This window comes from Neobacillus cucumis (assembly GCF_023715505.1).
In genome coordinates this window covers 105,221-129,601 of record NZ_JAMBOH010000016.1, presented here as the reverse complement: position 1 = coordinate 129,601, position 24,381 = coordinate 105,221, and the positions used below count along the sequence as shown (strand labels likewise).

Sequence of the window (24,381 nt, the reverse complement as noted above, 5' to 3'; positions counted from 1 at the left end):
ATATTTAGGTTAAACTGAATTTGAGTCATGATTAATTCCTCCTCATTGTTTTCGTCGCTGTTAACATTGTTGACAAGAGGAATTAATTTGACTCCTTTTCTTTTTACACAATTATACGGACTTAATCATGGAAAGAACAAAATGAGTCGTCAATGAAAGGTATTGACGACCGAAGTTAAATGGAAAGAACAAAATGGGTCATCAATGAAGGGTATTGATGACCGAAATTAAACGGAAAGAACAAAATGGGTAGTCAATAATTAATCAAGGCTTTTTTCGAAGTCTAACTTCTAGAAAAACAAATGTCCGACAATATCTGCTTTAAAAGAAAAAAAGTCCATGTAGAATCTTGTCTACATGGACTTCTTTCATTAAATATAGCGCCAGCCGCCAGTATACGAAATATCTTCGGCATCCTCAGCAGCGATTGCCTCACATACAAATCCCAATACTTCGGTTCCATCTTCGAGTTCAACCTTCCCAAGTCCTAGTGGGGAAGGGATTAATGTTGCAAAAGATCCAAGCTCTGACAAGGGCATTTCCCATAACTCCAGTTCAATTGAAACTCCCGAACCATTTGTTCGGATTAAACCCGGTTTTGGAGGAAGAGAGGGTAACTTAACCATTTTGTATTTACCAGCTGTTTTATCCTCTCGAACAAATACAGCGCCATGATCCTTCATTTGTTTTTCCAGCGCAAAGCCTCTCATGTGAAGGCCACAAACCGCAACTAGAGTAGTAGCTTTATTAACCGATGAACGAACACCATTTAAAAATAAATCGGATAGACCAGAAATCAAGTGTTCATTCACATTACTTGAGAACATCGAAATTCCAAACGGAAGATTTTCCGAAGCATCATCACATGGTACCGCGATCGCACACAAGTCTAAAAGATTACAATGATTCGTGTAAAGTCCCATTTTGCTATTGGTCTCAATTGGATTTTCCCGTACTTGTTCTCTTGTCCAGGTACCGCCGGATGTTGGCATGATTAATACGGCATTCTTAAGTTGTTGATGCGCTTTTTGTTTAAATGCTTGCAGTTTGTGAATAGCATTAAAAACAGAAGCGGCATCGTAATCTGGATTCGCTCCATTGCGAAGCACTGTTTCTGTTACAGGAAAAACAGTCTTTTCGTTTGAATTAATGAAGGAGCCTAAATCCGCCCAGCGCTCTGCCACCCACGGGCCATCATATAAAATAGAAGCTGCCTCAGATAAATAACTTCCGTCGATGTATTCAATCGGAATGGAAAGGTGGTTTATTCGATCAACAGCTGACTCCCATGCTTGCCGATATTCCTCAGCAAAGGGTCCGAAAAATTCAGGTTCTTTTTTTAATAAAAGAATTTTTTCCGGAAGGGCGTTTGTTCGGCGTTCTATCTGGCGAGACCAAGGATCATTTTCCTCAAATCCCCGGACTACTACATCCACCATTAATGCATCCGTAAGGCTGTTTGCAAAGACTGTAATGCAATCTAGACTTGCGCAAGCAGGAACCAGACCCTTTACCGGCCAAGCTCCAATACTTGTCTTTAACCCTACTAGTCTATTTAAGGCTGCTGGAACACGACCGGATCCTGCGGTATCTGTACCTAGGGAAAACGCGGCGAGACCACGGGCAACGGAAACTGCGGAACCTGAACTTGAGCCGCCGCTGATTAGGTCGGGGGAGAGGGCGTTTTTTGTTTCTCCGTAAGGGCTGCGTGTACCTACGAGTCCTGTTGCAAATTGATCGAGGTTTGTTTTACCAATTGGAATGGCGCCCGCTTCAATCAAACGCTTCACTGCTGTCGCATGCTCACTTGGGGTGAAGGAATAGTCAGGGCAGCCGGCAGTGGTAGGAACATCTGCCAAATCAATATTATCTTTTATGGCGAAAGGGATTCCCCAGAGCGGTGTTTGCTCTGGGTCCATTTGATTTAATCTTTCAAGATAGGGCTGGATGATCTCCATCGAAGGAGCGGTAATCCAAATATTAAACTCTTTATCTGATTCCGCACGCTTTACAATTTCCATGCAAAGAGCTTCAGGTGTAAGTTTTTTAGATTGATAGTTTTTCTTCAACTCATGAATGGATAGCGTTTGTGGCATGTTGATCGTTTGCATGGGCTGCACCTCGCATTTCTTTTGTAATAGAGACAATTAACTGACCTGCATGAACCTCATCGCCAGGTGAAACATGTATAGAATGAATATATCCGTCACATGGAGCTAGCTGTGGAAATTCCATTTTCATACTCTCTTCTATTATTAAAGTGTCACCTTTTTTCACTTCATCACCTAGAGTGATAAGTACCTTCCATATGCTTCCCGGAAGGGCGGTGCGAACCCCTTCTGCTCCCTCTGGCAAAACTTCCTCAACTGCTTCAGCTACTTCATGTTCAGAAACAAATTCAGCAAGGCCGTTCTTGCGCCAATTTTCACGCTCCTCACGGAATGCAGCTTGCTGGGTTTCTCGGAAGCTGTCAGTGCTTTCTTTGATTGAGTCTAGGAAAGTTAAGTAATCGCCAAGCTTAAACGTTGTTTCGGTAATATCTACTTCAAAACGGCCTCGTAAAAAGTCCTCCCGCATTTCCAGCAGTTCCTCTGCACTGACCGGATAAAATTGAATTTGGTCAAAGAAGCGAAGCAGCCATGGTTTGTCTGCTTGGAAACTTCTCGTTTCACGGAGGCGATTCCAAACTTGGACAGTCCGTCCTACAAATTGATAACCTCCAGGGCCTTCCATTCCATATACACACATATAGGCGCCGCCAATTCCAACAGCATTTTCCGGTGTCCATGTACGGGCAGGATTATATTTAGTCGTCACTAAACGGTGACGGGGATCAACTGGCGTAGCTACTGGAGCCCCGAGATAAACATCACCAAGACCGAGAACAAGGTAATTCGCATCAAAAACGATTCTCTTTACATCATCAATATCATTAAGACCATTTACACGGCGGATAAATTCTAAATTGTTAGGGCACCAAGGTGCATCCGGCCGTACATTTTGTTGGTAACGATCGATCGCAAGTCTTGTTGCCGGATCGTCCCATGAAAGCGGCAGACGAACAATACGTGATGGTACTTCCATTTCCTCTAAGCGAGGGAGCTTATCATTGATGGATTCGATCATTTCACAAACGGATAAAATCGCCATTTTGGTTGAATCAAAATGAACCTGAAGGGAACGAATTCCTGGTGTCAAATCTAAAACCGGAATTGTTCTTTCCGTTTCGATAGCTTCCATTAATGCATGAACCTGAAAACGAAGGAGAAGATCAAGCTCTAAATTACCATATTCTATTAGAACGTTCTCATCTCCAGCAGCACGAATGGTCATTGGGAAATTACCATCTGTATTTCTTTTAAGAATTGGGTAGTCTGTTGAAAACTGTTTAACCTCACCAGGCAAGGAAGGAACATTAGAAACTATTTGATCATTTGTGGCGACTGCTTCCAGGAATTGTTCCTGCTGTTTTCGAAGTTTATCTGCTTCTTCAAGAGTTAGTAACCGGAACTTGATCCGGTCGCCCGCATGAAGCTGGCCAATCTTCCAGAATTCAGCTGATGCGGTCGTGACAGGACATACAAAACCACCCAAACTAGGGCCATCAGGTCCAAGTAAAATCGGCATATCACCAGTTAAATCCAGTGTTCCAATCGCATAAGCATTATCGTGTATATTCGATGGATGGAGACCTGCTTCTCCGCCATCTTCTCGTGCCCAAAACGGGGCAGGGCCAATTAAGCGGACACCGGTCCGTGAACTATTAAAATGAACTTCCCAGCTTGTATTCGTTAACTGATTTAGGTAATCAGGCAGTAAGAATTCCTCGGTACAATGTGGACCAGGGATTACGCCAATGGTCCAATTTCGTTCAATAGTAGGCTGTTTTACGGCAGGAAGCCCACCTACTGCAAGAGTCGTACTTTTATTTACGCGTAGTACATCACCGGTACGAAGTGCCCGGCCGCCATGACCACCAAATCCACCGAGTGTGAACGTTGATGCACTGCCGAGATGAAGGGGCATATCCAATCCGCCTGCTACCAATAAATAGGTTCGCATGCCGGATGCCGCTTCACCAAAGGACAGCACTTGGCCGCGTTTAACAGTTAGAACCTGATACATTGGAACATCATTTTCATCGAGCTTAGCACTCATATTAGCACCTGTAAGAGCAATCCTCATATCACTGCGGAAGCGAAAGGAGCCGCCGCGAAGTGTTAATTCAAGGCCAGCAGCATGATCTTCATTTCCAAGTAATTTATTCCCTATTCTAAAAGAGAACGGGTCCATTGGTCCGCAAGGCGGAACGCCTACATCCCAATGCCCAATACGGCCAGGCCAATCCTGAACAGTTGTTTGAATGCCGCCATCAAGGATTTCTATCGCACGTTCATCTGGGGAGAATTCCTTTAACATTTGCGTATGGACATTGCCTATTCGGCAATCCTCTTCCTCTAAAAGCGCCTGTATATATTGAAGGTTAGTAGTCACTCCATAAAGGCGAGTTTGTTCAAGGGCTAAGCTTAATTGCCTAATCGCTTCTTCCCGGGATTCTGCGTGAACAATTATTTTCGCAAGCATTGGATCATAAAGGGGAGTGACAACCAGACCATCACGAACCCACGTTTCAATTCGGGCATTGTCGGAAAAATGAACCTTGTCAAGCTGCCCGCCGCTTGGACGAAAATCATTCAAGCAGTCTTCAGCATAGATACGAGCTTGGATACTGTGTCCATTAGGTGCGGTATATAGTGAATCTAATGAGCGTAATTCACCGGCTGCTTCCCGAACCATCCATTCAACTAAATCAATATTCAACACTTCTTCGGTGACACCGTGTTCCACTTGAAGTCGTGTATTTACTTCAAGAAAGTAAAAACGCTTTTCATCTGGATCATACAAAAATTCTACCGTACCTGCACTTCGGTATCCCACTTCCATGGCTAACCGTTTCGCTGAAGCGAGCATTTCTTCTCTTACGGAAGAGGGGAGACAAGGAGCCGGGCTTTCCTCGACAACTTTTTGATTGCGGCGTTGAATCGAACAGTCGCGTTCACCGAGCGCTGCGACTTCACCAAACTCGTTTCCAAAAATCTGAACCTCTACATGACGGGCCTTCTGAATGTATTTTTCTAAAAAGACACCGCCATTATTAAAGTTTGCTTCTGCCAGTCTGCAGACAGAATCGAATGCCTCGCGGAGGGATATGGCATCCGGGCAAACTCGCATGCCAATCCCGCCACCGCCGGCAGTACTTTTTAACATAACAGGATAACCAATCCGTTCTGCTTCTGTTAAGGCAGTAGTTAAATCGGTGATAAGTGAAGTACCTGGAAGGAGGGGAACACTCGCTTTGACTGCAATTTCTCGTGCAGAGTGTTTTAATCCAAATAACTCCATTTGTTCAGGTGTTGGTCCAATAAAGGTAATCCCTTTTTCACGGCAGGCACGGGCGAAATCTGCATTTTCACTTAAAAATCCATAGCCGGGGTGAATAGCATCTACATGATTGTCTAAAGCGGCCTTCAAAATAAGGTCTGCATTTAAGTAGCTGTCTTTAGCAGCCCCTTCACCAATCAAAATAGCTAGGTCAGCTAGGTCCACATGCAAGCTGTCTTGATCGGCTTTCGTATAGACTGCGACAGATTGGATGCCCATCTTTCGCAATGTTCTTTCAATTCGAACGGCAATAGCACCGCGGTTGGCAATTAATATTCTTTTAAACATGATGAGCACTCCTTTAGTTGTTATTTATCCCAAATCAATACTTGTATAGGTGTAGGGTTATAAGCGTTGCATGGGTTGTTAAGCTGCGGGCAGTTGCTGATTAAGACGAGTGTTTTGCTGATTGCTTGCAGTTCAACATATTTACCTGGAGCTGAGACACCATCTTCAAAAGTCAATCCTCCCTCTGGAGTAAGAGGGACGTTCATAAAAAAATTGACATTTGGAGCCAAATCCCGTTTAGTAAAGCGGCTGTCGTGTTTGGCTAGCTGAAGCATAAAGGTATCGCGGCAATTATGCATTGGCAGAGTATTGTGTGAATATCTAACCGTGTTGCTTTGTGCAGAACAAGCACCGCCTAGTGTATCGTGACGTCCGCATGTATCGGCAACAATTTTTACAAGCTCTTTTCCAGATTCAGATACAAGAATCGAACCTGTTGATAAATAAACATTTCCTTGACGCTGAATGGTGTTAATGGCACTGTAATGGTCAGATGGCTGGTCAGCATCGTAAAACAGGGTATCTGCCGCCTGATTTCCTTCTAAATCAACGATTCGTAGGACTTGGCCTGGTTCGAGTGTGTAAATCCAGCCTTCTCCAGCTGGAATGGTTTTGTTGTAAAAGCTATTTTCCATTTTCCTTTCACTGATTGCATGATTTAAAACAGCCATTAGCGGATTCCTCCTTTGGATAATAGAACGTATTCCCATGTATTTTCGAAAGCACGTCGGTTTTCAGGTCGATGGTTTAAGCAGGTATCATTTTCTGACATTGGTTCAGCTTCAGTAATCGTGAATTGAACTGGTACTGATGGGTATGAACGATTTGGGTTCAGCGGATTGGGTGTATTGGATAATACCAAAATCACATCCATTTCTGTTCGAAGCGTGATCGTGTCACCTTTTTTGCAGTTCTTTGTAACATAATGTAGATCACCTTCATTATCGCAATAAACTTTGGAAAACAGATTAACGACAGTGGAGAGATCTCTAGAGGTCAAGCCATTTCGGAAAAGCTCAACCGCAAAGTTTTCTTCGCCGCTTCTGTAATAGTCATTTCGTTCGATTTGATAAGTAGTGATTCCATATTTTTGATTGGTCAATGATCGAGTCGTATAACCTGTAATGGTATCATGCCAGCCGACCGAATCTTCAATGATGCTCGCTAGTACCCGGCCATTGTCACTCATAAGGACATTCCCTTTCGTGAGATGGGAAGTGTGCTGAGCTTTCAATGTATCCGGCATATTGTAACGTTCGGCAGGATCATTAGCGTTATATAATAGCAGAGAAACATTTGCACTGTCCTCAAGTGCAGTGAAAGTGATCTGCTTTCCCCAACTGATATGCCCTGACCATTTTCCGCCTGCTGGGATGATTTTTGAAATAACGGGTGATATGCTGTTCATGTCATTTTCCTCCTTTGAATAAATAAAAAAGGATAAAAACCATCGAGAGAGTAAATCTCCCAGGCTTTTATCCTTCCGTGTATACAGTAGAAACTGTACGCTATCTCTCGGACCAGTCTTTAAAGATATTTCTTTAAACGGAACCCTAGACAGCTTTTTTGTCTCCAACCCTTGTGGAAACCTTTATTTAAGATGGTTTTAGTATATCGTTTGTTTGTCAGATCCAACAACATTTGTGTTAGATTTACTAACATGGTTTTTACTAATCTATTATTTGATTAACATTTGAGATTGGGTATTTTCTGGTTCTTGCTGCCTCCCATTTTGTTTTAATAATTAAGTAAACAAATCCAATCGTTACCCAAATCAATCCAATCATAAGAGTGGTTTTATCAAGTAAGGTAAGGAGCCAACCGATGAAAGCAGCACCAACAAGTGGGAAAACTAGGTACAAAAACGTTTCTTTTGGTGACCTTCTTTTTTGCTTTATATAGTAATGGAAGATGACTGAAAGATTAACAAAGGTAAATGCAGTTAACGCACCAAAACTTACAAATAGAACAGCTGAATCCAGATTAATAAACACAGCGGAAAGCGATATTACCGAAACAAAGATTATGTTGGAAACAGGTGTTTTGTATTTTGGATGAATGGTCGTAAATAATTTTTTTGGTAAAATGGATTCACGCCCAAGTGCAAAAAGGAAGCGGCTGACACTTGTAACAGAAGAGACTCCCTGTGTAAAAGTAGCTACGATTAGTACCATAATAAAGATGGAGCTTAATAAGTTGCCGCCAACAAGATGAACTAGGCTATATGCCGCATTATCCGGATTTGTAAAAGTGAAATCTGGAAAGGCAATTTGCGATAAATAGGATATAGCAACATACATAATCACTGCAATTATGACTATAAGGTAAATGGCTTTAGGTATCGTTTTCTTGGCTTTGATGGTCTCTTCAGCCATGGTAGTAACAGCATCAAAACCAAGGAAACAGAAGCAGATAAGTGCAGCGCCTGATAGAACTCCGCCAACGGAGAGTTGGTCGTTAAAAAAAGGTGCCAAAGAGAAAATAGAGTTAGAGTCTGCTTGACCCGTAATGATATCCTTTGCTACTAAAATACAAAAGAGAATGATGAAAGCTATTTGAAAAAGGACAGATAAACCACTCACACGTGCCGCTGATTTTATGCCAACAATGTTGACGATGGCAAGGACAATATTCATCACGATAATCCAAACAAAAACAGGAATAGAAGGGAATTCGGTATTCATGAATATCCCAAAGGTGAGGATCGCAATGATTGGTGAGAATATATAATCTAATAGAAGGGCCCAGCCAACAAGATAGCCAGCAATAGGATGGACTGCCTTTTTCGTATAAATATAGGCTGAACCTGAGATTGGATAGGCCTTGACCATTTGACTATAGCTGTAAGCCGTAAAGAAGATAGCAATAAAAGCCGTTACATAAGCCGCTGCTAGCATTCCTCCGGCGGCCCGGGAGGCGACTCCATAAACAGTGAAATAGATCATTGGTGTCATCCAAGCAAGTCCCATAAAAACAACTTGGTGCAGTGTCAGTGATTTTACAAGTGTTGGGTTTTCATTCATTTTCATCCATCCCTTTCCATCCTTTTTCTGAAAAAGAAAAAGCCCGGGAGAATTTTATATTTAAAATTCTCCCGGGCTTTTATCCCTCCGTGTATACAGCTGAACTGTACGCTCTCTCTCGGACCAGGCTTTAAAAACGTGTTTAAACGGAACCCTAGAAAGCAATTTTTGTTCCTCAATTAAAAATGAAGAACCTTTATTAGGTTGATACGTTGAAGTATAAAGGAGGTAATAGAGGATTTCATTGAATGTGTTAGGTTTCCTAACATGGAAAATGCAATAGGATATGAATGTTAGTTATCCAAATAGAGGCTATATATATATCTTTGGAAAAAAGTACAAGGGATGAGCTATTTAACTCATCCCTTGTATCATTTATTTATTATTTATTCCCGCCAGCGTTTACTGGCAATGAATAATCTGGGATTGCATCATAAACCGCCGGATCTGCATTCTCAATTGAACCATCAGCTAAACTATTCAGAACACCCATAACAGGCACTTTTGCTGTTTCCTTTAACATTCCATTTTGCTTTTGCCCCAATGTCTGGGTTTGTCCCTTTATCTCAATTAACATGGTGGCAGTGCCATTTAACTGGATGGCTCCTAACCCTGAACCGGGGTAATTCACTTGAGGGTATTTTTGAATCGCTCCGTAAGAAGAATTCCCTCGCTGCAAGGATTCATAGGCCACTGCATTTACTTTTTTGCTAAATGTTTCTACATTGTAATCCACTTTATATGTCCTTCCACTGAAAGGATCAATGTATGGTTTAGTTGTAAATAGAGCTAAAAGCTGAATAGAGACAGAACGGTTATCCTCTTCTGATAACTGATTAAAACCGCGATGGTGAAGGTCAATTGCCACATCTGGATCAAATGCCTTTACTAATTTTGTTAAGGCACGTGTTTCAGGTGAAAAGACGAATGATGCTTGTGAACCATTGTTTGTACCACTGCTATTTAATAAATTTGCCACTTTTTGCGGATTCTTTTTAATTTCTTCGTTTATATTAAAATCATAATTTGGGTTAAAATCACGATTTAGGTCAAACCCAGGTATGCCGTATACCACTTTACCATCATTATTTTGCGCTCGTTCACTGCCTTCTGCATTGTAATACCAAGGAGCAATCGTGCCTGCTGGCAGCCCTAATTCTTCTGGATTCCAGGTTTGGTGTGAGTATCTAACAGGGAATGGCTTGCCTTCGTATTGATTAGCTGTACCATCCGGATTAATACGAGGGACGAACCAAACATTGACCTTGTCCAATATATTATCAGCCTCCTTGCCTCCAGTTGATAGTTTTTGGATCAACTCGACTGTTGCTTCTGTGCCGAGCGGTTCGTTACCATGTATTTGTGTATATACTAGAACCCGCTTCTTATTTGGATCATTATCACCAAGTTTTGCCACGTAAAGGGGATTGCCATCATTGGATGTTCCAAATTGCTCAAGTTTCATTTTTCCATTAGAAGATTGTTCCAACTGCTTTAATTTTGCCTCTAATTGCTCATTTGACATTAAACTTTCAAAGGAAGGGTACTGTTGGTCCTGTACCCATGGTCCATTAGGAGTAGTGGTTGGTTCTGCAAAAACAGCCGTGGAACCGCATCCAAGTGAAGCAGCTAAAATGCCGGTTGATAGTATGTATCCGAATACCTTTTTCTTTTTCATCACTTATTCCCTCCAAGTGTTATTTAATTAAAGAAATACTAACATACTTCGTTTACCTAATAAACTATCAATTTCAAAAATTTTGAAAGTTAGTAATAAACTACTAGTCTTAAAGTAAGATTCCATTAACTAGAACCAAATATATAGATCGAAAAATATGTTGAAATTTCAAAGAAAATGGTAATGAAAACTATGTTAGAGTATTCGGACATTCGGGAAAAACATAAGTATCGAAAACGTTATATTAACCCATCCGGATTAATCAAAAAAATTGAAAAATAATCTTAAGGGGGAGTATAAATTGAAAATTAGTACACCTGAATGGCTTTCACTGAGTAAGGATATAAAAGTGAAGCTGATCCGTTTAGCAATCTTAGAAAATACATCCAAGTATCTCTTAAAACAGGGACGATAGGATATAGCTAGTTTGACAATAAGTAAACAATAAAAAGAGTACCACTAGAGAAAAAACTAGGTGGTATTCTTTTTGGAATTTTTCAGTCATGAACTTTATGAACAAAATGGTGATTAAGTTTTTAATGCGACTTAAATATATAATATTTAAAACAATCGAAAATTTTGTAAAATTAAGAAAACGTTTACAAGGGGGAATGTGAAATGTTTTCTATTAAAAAAATCTCAGCAGTAATGTGTGCAGGTGCTTTGGCATTAAGCTTGGGTGCATGTAGCAGCAGCAGTAAAGAGACAGCAGGTTCGAATTCTGGTAAGAAAGAGGAGAATACCAATTATCCTACAAAAGCAATCACAGTGGTTGCGCCGTCTGGTGCTGGAGGTGGTTGGGATCTAACAGCCCGTTCCTTTACAAAGGTACTAAGTGAAACAAAACTCGTTAAACAGCCTATGACGGTTGAGAACAAGCCGGGCGGGGGCGGAGCAGTCTTTATGGCCGAATATGCAACACAGCAGGCTGAAAATAATGAAATGCTCTTTGTGAGTTCACCGCCAATTATTATCAACAATCTCAAAAAAGAGGGGAACAGTCCATACGGATACAAAAATACCACACCGCTCGCCCAGCTGACAAAAGATTTCGGGGCCATTGTGGTTAAAAAGGATTCTAAATTTAAGGATTTAAAATCCGTGCTAGATGAAGTTAAGAAGAATCCTTCTAAATTAACATTTGCAGGTGGTTCCGCACCAGGTTCCATGGACCATTTAATTTCAATCCTTCCGGCTTATAAATACGGAGTGGATCCTACTAAAATTAAATATGTTTCTTATGATGGGGGTGGTGAAGCGATTACGGCACTTCTTGGCGGTAATGCTGATGTAATTGGTACCGATGCATCAAGTGTGAAGGAGTTCTTAAAAGCCGGAAAGGTACGAGTACTCGCGATAACTGCCTCTGAACGACTAGGCGGAGATTTCAAGGATGTCCCTACTGCAAAAGAACAAGGTGTTGATGCAGAGTTTACTATTTGGCGCGGTATTTTTGGTCCGGAAAAAATGTCCAAAGAAGCTAAGACTTATTGGGAAAAGACCATCGATAAATTAGTTCAATCCCCTGAATGGAAACAAGAAGTAGAAACACAGGGCTGGGAATTAGAATATAAAAACAGATCCGACTTCAAAAAGTTCTTAGCAGAACAAGATAAACAGGTCCAACAATTATTAACTGCGTTAGGGATGCAGAAGTAAGCTGGAAGGGGAGGGGGATTATCTCCTCCCTATTTTAAGGATAAGTATAAAAGTTTTTGACTTTGAGAATTGTCTAGCTCCAGCGCCTAGCCCCTCGATGGTCTACAGCCAATCCGTCCAAAAGGTTAAAAAACAACCTTTCAGCCGGCTCGTCTTATGCTTGTCGAGGCTAGGAAAAAAGTAGTTCATTTTTTCCCTGACCAAGGCGCTTACGCTTTTCTTATAGGAGGTATTCAAGTGGATATAAAATTTGACCGCTTCGCATCTATTTTGTTTTTAACCGTCGGTGTTCTATTTATTATTGGCAGCAAGCATATTTCGAGCTCTTCTTATGGAAGTGTAGTCGGTCCTGATATTTTTCCATTAATTCTCGGTATTCTTCTTGTTTTACTTAGTATCCGATTATTTTATGAAACATTCATAAAGCAGAGCAGCAAGAGTAAGAAAGAGGAACTACAGTACAAGCCTTTCTTCATTATATTTATTGCTACGTTGGTTTATATCTTAACGCTGGAATCGGTCGGATATGTCATCACCACTTTTCTCTTCTTAGTGGTTTGCTTTCAAACCATGGAGAAAAAAAAGCTGCTTTCTTCTATTATAATATCAGCTGCTTTCTCTGGAATCGTCTATTTCTTATTTGTAGATGTCTTAAAGGGAACACTCCCAGGCTGGCCGATTTGGTTTTAAATTATAACTAGAAACTATAGAAAGGGGTCCAAACATGAGTACACTCGATTATTTATTGCAAGGATTTGGTACAGCGCTCGTTTGGTATAATATTTTATTTGCCTTTGTTGGCGTCTTAATTGGAACAGCTGTTGGTGTGCTCCCCGGAATTGGACCGATGAGCGGGGTGGCACTGCTGATTCCCGTTACGGCCTCGATTACAGGTGGTCTGCCGCCGGAACAGGCGGCCACTAGTGCTATTATTTTATTAGCTGGTGTTTACTACGGGGCAATGTATGGTGGCTCAACAACTTCTATACTATTAAACACTCCTGGGGAATCCTCCTCCGTTGTCACTACACTGGATGGGTATCAAATGGCGAAAAAAGGAAGAGCGGGAAGTGCCTTATCGATTGCAGCGATTGGTTCCTTTGTGGCAGGAATCGTTACCCTAATCGCTTTGATTGGATTAGCGAAACCGTTGTCAACCGTTGCGCTTAAATTCGGTCCTGCAGAATATTTTTCATTAATGTTATTGGGGCTCGGTGCTGTCAGCGGCCTTGCTGGTAAATCAGTTACTAAAGCATTAATTATGACCATATGCGGCTTATTATTAGGAACAATTGGGATCGACACTGTTTCTGGAATTGCACGCTTTACTTTTAATATTCCATGGCTCTTTCAAGGAATTGAATTCTTAACGATTGCCGTTGGATTGTTTGCACTTGGCGAGGTATTTAAAACGATTTTGGAAAAGGATGAGGAAGATGGCGAGATTGCTAGGATTAATAATCTGCTTCCATCCAAACAAGAATTTAAGGAATCAGCAGGCCCAATTGCCCGTGGTTCCATCTTAGGTTTTTTCGTCGGTATTTTACCAGGTGCCGGGGCAACTCTTGCTTCGTTCTTTTCCTACTTACTTGAGAAAAGAATATCTAAAAACCCTTCTAAATTTGGAACGGGAGCAATTGCAGGGGTAGCTGCACCGGAATCGGCTAATAACGCAGCCTCAGGCGGTGCTATGATTCCCCTATTAACTTTAGGGATTCCTGGCTCTGGAACAACGGCTATATTAATGGGGGCACTGATGATGTATAACGTCCAGCCAGGCCCATTATTATTTGAAGACCATCCGCAGGTAGCCTGGGGATTGATTGCCAGTATGTTTATCGGAAACATCATGTTGTTAATTCTCAACCTCCCACTAGTAAAAGTATTTGCGAAAATTATCCAAACGCCAAAAAAATATTTAATTCCGATGATTATCGCTGTCTCCATCTTTGGTGTCTATGCCGTTCAAGTCTCAACCAATGATCTATTGCTTTTATTGGGATGTGGAGTTTTTGGATATTTCCTTAGTAAAAATGATTACCCGATTGCCCCGCTGGTACTTGGCCTTGTTTTAGGGCCTATGGTTGAGAATAATCTACGAAGGGCTTTAACGATTTCAAATGGTGATTATGGAGTTTTCTTTACTCGCCCGATTTCACTTGTTTTTCTGCTCATAACGGCTCTTTGGTTAGTCATTCCGTTTTTGATGAAAAAACGGGGGAAGGAAATCGTTATCAATGTCGAAGGGTGAATTTTTCAAATAGTTTAAAAACTCCTTTTAATAAGGAGTTTTTTTAATATAATAGAAATAGAGGTGTTTGCATGCGTTTACATACGAAATTAATGCTTGGAATATCTATTTTAATTATTATTATGGGGGCAATCATTGAATTTACGTTTAAGCAAATTATGGAATCCAATCTTAAACATGAAATTGGTACGAAAGCCTTATCCGTCGCGCAAACCATCGCAAATATGCCAGATATCCAGGCTGCATTTACTTTAGACCATCCTTCCGCACACATTCAACCGATTGCCGAAAACATTAGAAAGCAGGTAGGTGCCGAATTTATTGTGGTTGGTAACCGGAACGAAGTTCGTTATTCCCACCCGAATCCAGATAGAATCGGTCAAAAAATGGTCGGCGGTGATAATGGGATGGTGTTTAAAGGAGAGTCAGTCATCACAGAGTCGACGGGCACACTTGGTCCTTCATTGAGAGGAAAGGCTCCTATTTTTAGTGGGGGGAAAGTAATCGGAGTGGTTTCCGTTGGTTATCTCCAAACAGACATTCAACGAGAGGTTTCGAAATTACAACAGAAAATTTTTGTGGCTACTCTAATCATTTTGGCGGGGAGTCTTTTTGCTGCGATACTAATCTCGCTCAATATCAAAAGGGCCATTTTTGGACTAGAACCGAAAGAGATTGCCTGGATGTACCAGGAAAAACATGCGATTCTTGAGTCTATTCATGAAGGAATCATAGCAATAGATACGGATAGTCGTATTACAGTCGTAAATGAAACGGCACATTCTATTTTAGGTGTCCCGAATGATGTTCTTTTACGAGGTAAAAGAATTGAAACAGTGCTTGAAAATACACAATTATATGAAGTGGTTAAATCAGGTAAGGCAGAGTATGATCAAGAAATTATCATTAACGGGGATATTTATTTGGCCAACCGGATTCCAATTTTTAATAAGAAAAGTGAAGTAATTGGGGCGGTCGCGAGCTTTCGGAATAAGTCAGAGCTTGCTAATTTACTCAAAGAATTATCACATATTAAAGCCTATGCGGAGGGGCTGCGGGCGCAAACACATGAATACTCGAACCGGCTTTATACGCTGCTTGGCCTCATTCAGCTTGGGTCCTATAAAGAAGCGATTGATTTTATTTCAAGGGAAGTGGATGTCGCGCAAGGTTTCATTCAATTTTTAATGAAAGAGATACCCGATCCGATTATTGCTGGTTTTATCTTAGGAAAGGTAAGCCTTGCAAGTGAACTGAAAATAGATCTTACCATTGATCGAGGCAGCAGTTTTAAAGATGTTCCGGCTGAGATTAATAGAGACATGTTAGTCACCATTATTGGTAATCTTGTTAACAATGCCTTTGAGGCAGTTAGAGAGTGTCAAAAGGATGAAAAAAGAGTCTCACTTTTTTTAACGGATCTTGGAAAAGAACTGATTATTGAAGTGGAAGATAATGGAGTTGGAATGGAGTCTCGGGTTCAGGACCATATATTTAAGCCTGGTTTTTCGACCAAAAAGACAAGCAGTAATTCCGGTATAGGGCTTAGCTTGGCACAAAAAGCAATCCACGACTTAGGCGGCTATCTAACCTTTTCTTCAACAATGGGGAAAGGAACGATTTTTACAGTGGCGATACCAAAAAGCAGGGGGTCGTTAAATGAAGGGGAACAGAGATATCGAAGTATTAATTGTTGAAGATGATTTAAGGATTGCAGAAATTCAGAAACGATTTCTAGACCTAATCGATGGCTTTCAAGCAGTTGGCATTGCAGCGAGCTATGTTGAGGCAAAAACGTTAATCGAAATATTACAGCCGGATTTAATTCTTCTTGATGTCTATTTTCCTGATATGAACGGGTTAGAGTTATTAAAAGAAACAAAGATTCTTACAAAACAAATAGATGTCATCATGATTACCGCTGCAAAGGAGATTGATAAAGTCCAAGCGGCGATTCGGTTAGGTGTATTTGATTACATTATAAAACCAGTCATTTTTGACCGGTTTAAACAATCCTTACAAAGATATAAGGAGTACCGTGAGAATCTATTAAAATTAAGCAAAGAAAATTCTCATGTTTCACAGCAGGAGGTTGACAAGCTCTTATGGAAAGAAAACGACAGCATTAATAATGAAAGGGCTTACCTTCCGAAGGGTATTGACCCTCTCACCCTTGAAAAAGTAATCGAAGTTCTAGGGAAAGTTAAAACTGGACTTACAGCAGAAACGGTTGCCAAAGAGGTAGGTGTTAGTCGTACAACCGCAAGAAGATATTTGGAACATCTAGTATCGATTGAAAAAATAGAAGCAGATTTGTCTTATGGCACAGTTGGGCGGCCGGAACGGGTTTATATTCTAGTAGATAATATGATTAATAAGCTAGCTGAGTAACTTATTATAGATTTATTGTTTTGATTAAATCCAGATTCAAGGAGTATTCCAAGAGTCTGGATTTTTGTTTTTAACGAGAGCTTATAAGCTAAGTGACCTATAGATACTTAAGTTATTCCACATTTTTAAGGAATTTCAAACAGCCTTTTAGTGTATTATGTAGGTATTTTTTCCATTTTCTATCAACTATAATGAAGGTACAAAATTCAGGACATTCTTAAAAGTTTTAATTGTGTTTTTTTACTAATGAAACTATTTGGCTAGGTGCCAAATGGAAGCGATTACAAATGGAGGTGAATAATTGAGAGATCAAATTGCTTGAAACCTTCAAGGATTATACATAAATAGTCCTGTATAAGAGATTCTCATTTCTATTAAAAGAAGGGGGCATTATTATGAATAAGTTTCTAAAGAAGTATAGTGCAATGGCCTTAATTGTAGTTCTATTATTTGTATTATCAGCCTGTAATGCAGAAAGTACAGGAGGAAACGGGGCAAGCAATGGGAATGTCATTAAAATAGGTGCTATTTTTGCTGAAACTGGCCCGGCATCCACTTTAGGAAAAACACAAGTAAATCTAGTAAAACTGCTTCAGAAACAATTAGATGATCAAGGCAAAATTAAAGGAAAGAAGATCGAAATTGTCATGCAAGATTATGAAACAGACGATACGAAAGCCGTGGTCGCAGCTGATAAGCTGATTTCAGACGGGGTTGTCGCTGTAGTGGGGGCAACTCAAGCTAGTACATCCATGGCGATCTTACCTAAGATTACGGCTGCAGGAATACCATTAATGACGGTGGCACCAGTAAAGCCTGATGCTAAGGGGATCTTCCAAATGGCTCCTAGCAACTTAACCAATGCGAATCTAATTTTAAAATTTTTAAAGAAACATAACATATCGAAAGTAGCATGGATTAATGCCCGCGATGGATTTGGTGTGGATGGCCTTCCGTCTTTCGAAAAGGTAGCAAAAGAAAACAACATTGACATCGTGGCACATGAAGAATTCGATGCTACTGCTACAGATATGACTGTTCAATTAACCAATATTCGGAAGAAAAATCCACAGGCAGTGATAGTTTGGTCAAGAACACCTGGTGCTGGAATTGTTGCCCGCAACTTTAAATCATTAGGTTTTGATATTCCAATGATTCAATCGTCTGCTTCTGCAAATCAAGGCTTCTTAAATCAAGTAAAAGATAACAATGAAAATCTTTATGTTATTGGAAGCAAATTAAGTGTTGTCGACCAATTAACAGCTGGAGAGCAGAAAGAGCGTTTAAAGAAATTCCGTGAAGACTATCGAGCTATGTTCATGAGTGACCCTGATAACTTTACTGCCCATGCTGCCGACGGATTCAATTTAATTTTTGAGGCAATTAAAGCCGGAAATATCACTTCTAAGGATATCCAAACTTACTTGAAAAAGAAAGCAGGAAAATATGAAGGTTTAACCGGTACATTTGAATTACAGTCTGATTATATAGGTCCGTATGAAGATGGTTTTGCAGTTCTCGGGATTGAGAACAATCAATGGAAGTTTGAAGAGTAAGGACATGATAAATTTACGACAAAAATGATTATCTTACGAATAGTAAAAAATCAATGGCAGAATCTTAGGTTTCTGCCATTGATATTATGGAAGGAGTTCGGCGATGGATTTACTCATGCAATATCTTGTAACGGGTTTAACCGTTGGAAGTATTTATGCACTGCTGGCAATTGGATTTGTGACTATCTATAACATTACTGGAATCTTAAATTTTGCTCAAGGTGAATTTGCCATGATCGGGGCGTTGACTTGTATTACGTTGGTTAATACAGGTTTACCTATGTTTGCTTCCATATTATTAGCCATTCTTATAACGGCTGTAATCGGGTTTATTGTCGAAAGAACGGCGATTCTTCATGCGCGAAATAAGTCCGTCATCATTTTAATTATTATTACGATTGGATTATCTACATTTTTAAAAGGATTGGGTCTAATCGTTTGGGGCTCTAATCCTAAACAGCTCGCTCCGATTATTCAGGCAAAGCCCATTCAATTTATGGGCGCTGTCATTAATCCTCAAAGTATTTTCATCTTTATTGTTTTGTTTATTCTATTAGCGGCTTTATATGTATTTTTTGAAAAGACTTATATCGGATCCGCCTTACGAGCGAGTGAAAAGAATCCTCGTGCTGCAAAACTCATGGGAATTAATACGAGTACGATGTCTGCCCTTGCCTTTACCTTGGCTGCAGCCTTAGGGGCGATTGCCGGGATTATGATTGCCCCTATTACCGATGCCACTTATGAAATGGGCTTTCTTATAGGAGTAAAAGGATTTGTCGGGATGGTAATCGGTGGAATGCATAGTATTCCAGGTGCTGTAGCGGGAGCATTAATCGTTGGATTATTAGAAACTTTTTCAGGTGCATTTGTATCCACCTTTTATAGCGATGCGATTACGTTTACCGTTTTAATCCTCGTTTTATTTTTAAAACCGAATGGGATTTTTGCTAGAGCTTCTGGTGAAAGAGTTTAGTAGGGAGGTATATAGATGTCGAAATTGGAAAACGTTTTGTATGGCAGTCGTTTGAAACCGTTGATTTTCATGATTACGCTAGTGTTGGTTTTGCCATTAATGGTGAACTCACCTTATATATTTACAATTTTAATATTAATAGGCATTTATTCGATCGTTTCTTTTGGCTTATGTCTATTGATTGGTTATGCAGGACAAATTTCCCTTGGCCATGCGGCCTTCTTCGGGATTGGCGCCTATACTTCAGGAGTGCTCACTACTCATTATCAAATTTCCCCTTGGCTTGCTATTGTCATTGGGATGGGGGCCACCTTTTTGATTGCTTACGTTATTGGCATTCCTATTTTAAAGCTGAAAGGACATTTTCTTGCCCTCGCCACTCTTGGCATTAATATTATATTCTATATTTTGATTTTGGGTCTGGATCACTGGACAGGTGGAGCAGCCGGTTTAGTTGGCATTCCAACTCTATCGGTATTTGGCATTCCTCTAATAGACAAAGTCTATTTCTACTACTTTGTTTGGGCAGCCGCCTTCGTCATTCTATTATTATCATTAAATATTGTTCGTTCGCATGTTGGCAGAGTTTTAAGGAGTATTCATGATAGTGAAATTGCAACTGAGACACTCGGAGTTCAAGTTTCTAAATACAAAGTAGCTATTTTTGCGTTAAGTGCAGCCTTCGCTTCACTGGCCGGTAGTATTTATGCCCATTATATTACCTTTGTTGCTCCGCCTACATTTTATATCACCAAATCTATTTTGTTTTTAATCATGGTAATGGTTGGAGGAGCGAGCTCTATTTGGGGAGCTATCTTGGGGACTACGATTATTATGTTCTTAAATGAAATGATCCGCTTTGTTGGTCATACTTATTTTGGGATTAGCGGTGAAGTAGAGATTGTTGTTTACGGTTTAATTATTATCTTAATTATGATGTATGTACCAAAAGGACTAATGCCAGTTTTCTCGCAGTTCTTTAAAAGATTTGAAAGTAAAAAGCATTTAGCTGCAAAGGATCACAAAGAGATGATTACTGAAAAAGGAGTATGAAATGGAAAATTTATTAGTGGTACAGGGTTTAACCAAACAATTTGGTGGTGTTACAGCCGTTTCAGATGTCAGTTTTGAGGTTGGAGAAGGAGAAATTGTAGCGGTAATCGGACCAAACGGAGCGGGTAAAACAACACTATTTAATATGATTTCCTGTTTTCTACCACCGACTACTGGAGAGGTATTTTTTAAAGGTAACAAGTTAACAGGTAAGAAGATTCCGCAGTTAGCCCAATTAGGTATGTCACGAACATTCCAGAATCTGCAGATATTTGATAATATGACAGTTCTCGAAAACGTCATGATGGGGGCGCACGTTAAATTAAAGACCAATGTTCTAAATGCAGCTTTCCGTATGCCTCGTATTATAAAAGATGAAAAAATTGCATACGAATTAGCCTTAGAGGTAATTAAATTAGTAGAGTTAGAAGATTTAATGTATGAAAAGGCCGGGCAATTATCTTATGGACTGCAAAAACAGTTGGAATTTGCCAGAGCGATTGTCTATGATCCTAATTTAATTATGTTAGACGAACCGATGGCTGGCTTAAATGATTCCGAAACCAATCGTATGGCAGGATATATCCAAGACTTAAAAATGAAGGGGCACTCCTTCTTGTTTGTTGAACATAAAATGGCTACCGTAATGGAGTTGGCGGACCGGATTGTTGTTCTGGACTTTGGGAAAAAAATTGCGGAAGGAACGCCGGAAGAAATTCAGCAAAATGAGAAAGTAATTGCTGCTTATTTAGGTGAGGAGGTTGTTTAATGCTAAAGGTCAAAGGGCTTTGCACCCATATTGGTAGAATCCAAATTCTTGATGATATCGATATTAAGGTTAACAAGGGAGAGATTGTTTCGATTATTGGTGCCAATGGAGCTGGGAAAAGTACGCTCTTAAATACGTTGGCCGGTCTTTATCGTCCTACCGCTGGTACGGTGACACTCGAAAATGAAGTGATTAGCGGTTTACCTGCCTTTAAAGTGGTAGCAAAAGGTCTAAGTCTTGTTCCTGAGGGGAGGCAAATTTTTTCTAGTCTTTCCGTTAAAGAAAATTTAATGCTAGGTATGTTCTCTAAATATTATAAAGAGAAAAAACATGCGAATGAGAATATAACCAAAATTCTCGATATGTTTCCGGGCCTAAAAAAGCATATGCATAATCTTGGCGGTAATTTAAGTGGCGGCGAGCAGCAAATGCTGGCCATTGGAAGAGGATTGATGTCTAACCCAAAAATTATTTTACTAGATGAACCATCTATGGGTCTTGCACCCAAAATAGTAAATGAAATTCTAGAGACTTTAATGATCATTAAAAACGAGCTAGGAACAATGGTTATTTTAGTAGAACAAAATGTAAAAGCAGCATTACAAGTGACTGACAGAGCCTATGTGTTAGACCAAGGGAGAATCATTCTTTCTGGTTCACGAGAGGAAATTAGTTCTAATCCCCAGGTGATGTCTGCATATCTTGGGATCAAAACGAATAGTGCCTGAAATTCAAATCCCGAGGAGTAATCTCTTTGGGATTTAATTTTTTATTAATTGTTATGAAAATTAATATTTTTCAAAATTTAATGATTATATTAAGATAGAAGTAAGAAGAAATTGGGATGAGGGGATAGGATTATGCCTTACATGAACAAAGATCGATTAATGAAAAAATTGGAGAATCATTTACGTTCAACAGCTAGACAACTTATTAAGTTTGATACCGAAGAAGAGGTTCTTCAATATTTAACAGCTGCATTCCGTTCTGAATTATATTGTGATTTTGTAGGTGTCATTCAAAATGAGGGAAGCCACTATGTCATAAAAGCTTGGAGTGGCAATCAATCTGCAGTGACTGAAGCTTTCCCAATAGAAATACATACTTGTTCCCCAAAACTTCTCCAACAGAGTTTAACCTACGAAAGAGCTGATTCTCCTGAAGCATGTCAAATGTCAAATATACTTAAAGAGGCTAAGGTTAAAACTTGGTTCACCGTTCCATTAAATGATAACGATTTCAATTTGGGTTTCTGTATTGTTGGTTTTTTAAACTATGTACCACTTCTTGATATGGAGACCCACTTTGAGGAATTCGGTAAAGATATTGCTGTTGCAATGGCGATGGCCCGTGAGAAAAAATCACAATTGAACAAAATGGAGGGTATCGAATGGCTCAGCAAGAATTTATCCCTCAATGCACCAATCGAGCAGCAAATTGCTGAGTTGACCTTAAGGGCAGGTAAAGGAACCAATGCCGATTTTGCTTGCATTTATTTATTTGATGAAAAGAAAAACTGTTTTGTTTACCAGCCGCCTTCCTACGGTGAGTTTATCGGTCCTAATAAAATTATGATTGAAGAGAATTATTTGTTAAATAAATATTTTCCGTTTTTAGAGAAGCCAGGAGGTTCGCAATTGACGGTCCCATTGACCATTGACTTAAAGACAATTGGTGTCCTGCACATTGAAAACCAAAAGGAGGTCGTTTTTACAGAAAATGATCAACGGATGCTTGAGTTATTATCCAACCACGTTGCTGCTATTATCGAGAATGCTCGTTTATTTAACAATGAGAAAGAGCAGAAAAACCGCCTTCAGTACCTATTAGATTATCAACAAGCCCTAGTAAAAGAAACAGTCGATGTAGAGAATTTTGATGGTATAACCTATAAACTTTCAAGCCTTTTTCAAAGCCCAGTCATTTTATTTGATCGTTTTATGCAGCCGATATCAGTTGATATGTATGATTCTGAAGATAGGACACAGTTGCCTGAGGCGTTTCTTGAAATTGCTATTAGAGAAAAGAGTTATTCAAAAGGGGACGATTATTTTTCGATACTAGTTCCTAACGAAACGTCCGATTTATACTCCTTTTGGATGATCAATGGAGGTGGAAGTCTGCTCGGGTTTTTAGCTTTACGAAGACCAAGTGGATATATCGATGAAATCGACCACCTAACCATTGAACTTGCTAGAAATATTTGTTCAATCCAATTTATTAAACAAAAGCTGGTTCTAGATGCAAAAGAACAAGCGAAGGATAGCTTTATCGCTAAATTGTTGGTAGAGAGAATTGATGATAAAGAGGCTATTCTCCAGTATGCCAATCTTTTTCAGTGGGACCCTTTTCAAAGTCATCAGATTGCTGTGATGTCAATTTCATTAGAAGATAGAGAACTGAAGGGGAGCAATCTTTTGGAGCAAAATGCAAAAAAGAATCTTATCTGGGATAATATTAAATCAAATCTTTTAAAGAAAGACCCAAAGAGTTTATGTGCCTACCATGATGAGAAAAATATTTTAATCGTTCCCATTAAAGATGAAACTACTATCTCGAAAAAGTTTTGGTTTGACCTTTACGATCAATTGAAAAAATGGGCCAACGAAACATCTATTAGCTGTAAAATTGGGATGGGGATTGGGGGAAAAACTTCAAACCTTTCTGATTATTATTTGAGTTATCAGCAAGGTATACAGGCATTAAATATAGTCAACAGCCGTTTACAGCATTTAGGATTTTCACTGTTTGACGAGCTCGGATCATATGCCATTCTACACCATTTAAATTATTCAAAGGCAGTAGACCTATTTGTAATGAAACAGTTGGGGCCGTTACTTTCTTATTCAGAAGGGAAGAATACTGATTTATGCAACACGCTTCATACATTTCTGCAAAATAACGGAAATGTAAAGAATACAGCAGAGGACCTTTTTATCCACCGTAGTTCGTTACTCTATCGTCTTGAAAGAATTGAATCCCTTTTAGATGTTCAATTAAGTGATGCAGAAGTGAGATTCAATTTAATGATGGCTCTAAAACTATATGATATGTACGGGGGGAAAATAGAAAAGGCTGCACTATTAATGTAAAATATGCTGCTTGGTCAATAGTGTGTTAGTGGAACAACTTAACAGGCTATTGACCTTTTTTATTATTCGGGTTAAGTCACTGGAAATTCAAATTATTTATTTACCTGTTTCTATTAAATGTAATTCAAGAAATCAATAATAGTTGAGCCGATCTTTCGTTGAGCACACTGTTCTTTATCTTATGAGATTGACTAACCGTAATT

17 protein-coding genes and 2 riboswitches are annotated in these 24,381 nt (G+C 39.7%); of the genes, 11 read left to right on the top strand and 6 right to left on the bottom strand.

Annotated features, from left to right (window positions below):
- Nucleotides 1-371 precede the first annotated feature (371 nt).
- From atzF to M3226_RS20775, 6 genes are all read right to left on the bottom strand, one after another.
- Nucleotides 372-2,111 carry an allophanate hydrolase gene (gene atzF / locus M3226_RS20800; protein WP_251569753.1) on the bottom strand — a complete coding sequence of 580 codons (1,740 nt, stop codon included), beginning with the start codon at nt 2,109-2,111 and terminating at the stop codon, nt 372-374.
- Entirely contained in the window at nt 2,071-5,730 is a 3,660-nt protein-coding gene (uca, locus tag M3226_RS20795) for an urea carboxylase (RefSeq protein ID WP_251569735.1), read from the bottom strand. Before uca ends, atzF begins: the two co-directional genes overlap by 41 nt.
- A gap of 20 nt (nt 5,731-5,750) precedes the next feature.
- Nucleotides 5,751-6,401: an urea amidolyase associated protein UAAP2 gene (locus tag M3226_RS20790; RefSeq protein ID WP_251569689.1), complete on the bottom strand. Its 651-nt coding sequence runs from the start codon at nt 6,399-6,401 to the stop codon at nt 5,751-5,753.
- Nucleotides 6,401-7,138 carry an urea amidolyase associated protein UAAP1 gene (locus M3226_RS20785; protein ID WP_251569668.1) on the bottom strand — a complete coding sequence of 246 codons (738 nt, stop codon included), beginning with the start codon at nt 7,136-7,138 and terminating at the stop codon, nt 6,401-6,403. Before M3226_RS20785 ends, M3226_RS20790 begins: the two co-directional genes overlap by 1 nt.
- Before the next feature lie 54 nt (nt 7,139-7,192).
- Nucleotides 7,193-7,298: riboswitch (guanidine-I (ykkC/yxkD leader) on the bottom strand.
- A 102-nt stretch (nt 7,299-7,400) separates the two neighbouring features.
- Nucleotides 7,401-8,753 carry an APC family permease gene (locus M3226_RS20780; protein ID WP_251569627.1) on the bottom strand — a complete coding sequence of 451 codons (1,353 nt, stop codon included), beginning with the start codon at nt 8,751-8,753 and terminating at the stop codon, nt 7,401-7,403.
- A 66-nt stretch (nt 8,754-8,819) separates the two neighbouring features.
- Nucleotides 8,820-8,922, bottom strand: a riboswitch (guanidine-I (ykkC/yxkD leader).
- A gap of 213 nt (nt 8,923-9,135) precedes the next feature.
- A complete protein-coding gene (locus M3226_RS20775) occupies nt 9,136-10,431 on the bottom strand; it encodes a M14 family zinc carboxypeptidase (RefSeq protein WP_251569618.1) in 1,296 nt (431 codons plus the stop codon).
- Between the two features lie 618 nt (nt 10,432-11,049).
- Here M3226_RS20775 and M3226_RS20770 point away from each other — a divergent pair.
- From M3226_RS20770 to M3226_RS20720, 11 genes are all read left to right on the top strand, one after another.
- Entirely contained in the window at nt 11,050-12,090 is a 1,041-nt protein-coding gene (locus M3226_RS20770; protein ID WP_251569598.1) for a Bug family tripartite tricarboxylate transporter substrate binding protein, read from the top strand.
- Between the two features lie 237 nt (nt 12,091-12,327).
- Complete coding sequence (locus tag M3226_RS20765; protein WP_251569567.1) at nt 12,328-12,780, top strand: tripartite tricarboxylate transporter TctB family protein; 453 nt, start codon at nt 12,328-12,330, stop codon at nt 12,778-12,780.
- 34 nt (nt 12,781-12,814) lie between these two features.
- Nucleotides 12,815-14,341 carry a tripartite tricarboxylate transporter permease gene (locus M3226_RS20760; RefSeq protein WP_251569546.1) on the top strand — a complete coding sequence of 509 codons (1,527 nt, stop codon included), beginning with the start codon at nt 12,815-12,817 and terminating at the stop codon, nt 14,339-14,341.
- 71 nt (nt 14,342-14,412) lie between these two features.
- Entirely contained in the window at nt 14,413-16,038 is a 1,626-nt protein-coding gene (locus M3226_RS20755) for an ATP-binding protein (RefSeq protein WP_251569527.1), read from the top strand.
- Nucleotides 16,001-16,732, top strand: a complete 732-nt coding sequence (locus M3226_RS20750) for a response regulator (protein ID WP_251569512.1) — start codon at nt 16,001-16,003, stop codon at nt 16,730-16,732. The genes M3226_RS20755 and M3226_RS20750 overlap by 38 nt, the downstream gene beginning before the upstream one ends.
- Nucleotides 16,733-17,127: 395 nt before the next feature.
- On the top strand, nt 17,128-18,288 hold the full coding sequence (locus M3226_RS20745; protein WP_251569469.1) for an ABC transporter substrate-binding protein: 1,161 nt from the start codon (nt 17,128-17,130) through the stop codon (nt 18,286-18,288).
- Between the two features lie 103 nt (nt 18,289-18,391).
- Nucleotides 18,392-19,264: a branched-chain amino acid ABC transporter permease gene (locus M3226_RS20740; protein WP_251569442.1), complete on the top strand. Its 873-nt coding sequence runs from the start codon at nt 18,392-18,394 to the stop codon at nt 19,262-19,264.
- A 15-nt stretch (nt 19,265-19,279) separates the two neighbouring features.
- Nucleotides 19,280-20,317 (top strand): branched-chain amino acid ABC transporter permease, encoded by a 1,038-nt coding sequence (locus M3226_RS20735; protein WP_251569434.1) that lies wholly within the window; start codon nt 19,280-19,282, stop codon nt 20,315-20,317.
- A 1-nt stretch (nt 20,318) separates the two neighbouring features.
- Nucleotides 20,319-21,086 (top strand): ABC transporter ATP-binding protein, encoded by a 768-nt coding sequence (locus M3226_RS20730; RefSeq protein WP_251569425.1) that lies wholly within the window; start codon nt 20,319-20,321, stop codon nt 21,084-21,086.
- Nucleotides 21,086-21,814 (top strand): ABC transporter ATP-binding protein, encoded by a 729-nt coding sequence (locus M3226_RS20725; protein ID WP_251569410.1) that lies wholly within the window; start codon nt 21,086-21,088, stop codon nt 21,812-21,814. Before M3226_RS20730 ends, M3226_RS20725 begins: the two co-directional genes overlap by 1 nt.
- Nucleotides 21,815-21,946: 132 nt before the next feature.
- Entirely contained in the window at nt 21,947-24,178 is a 2,232-nt protein-coding gene (locus M3226_RS20720) for a helix-turn-helix domain-containing protein (RefSeq protein ID WP_251569403.1), read from the top strand.
- Nucleotides 24,179-24,381: the final 203 nt, after the last annotated feature.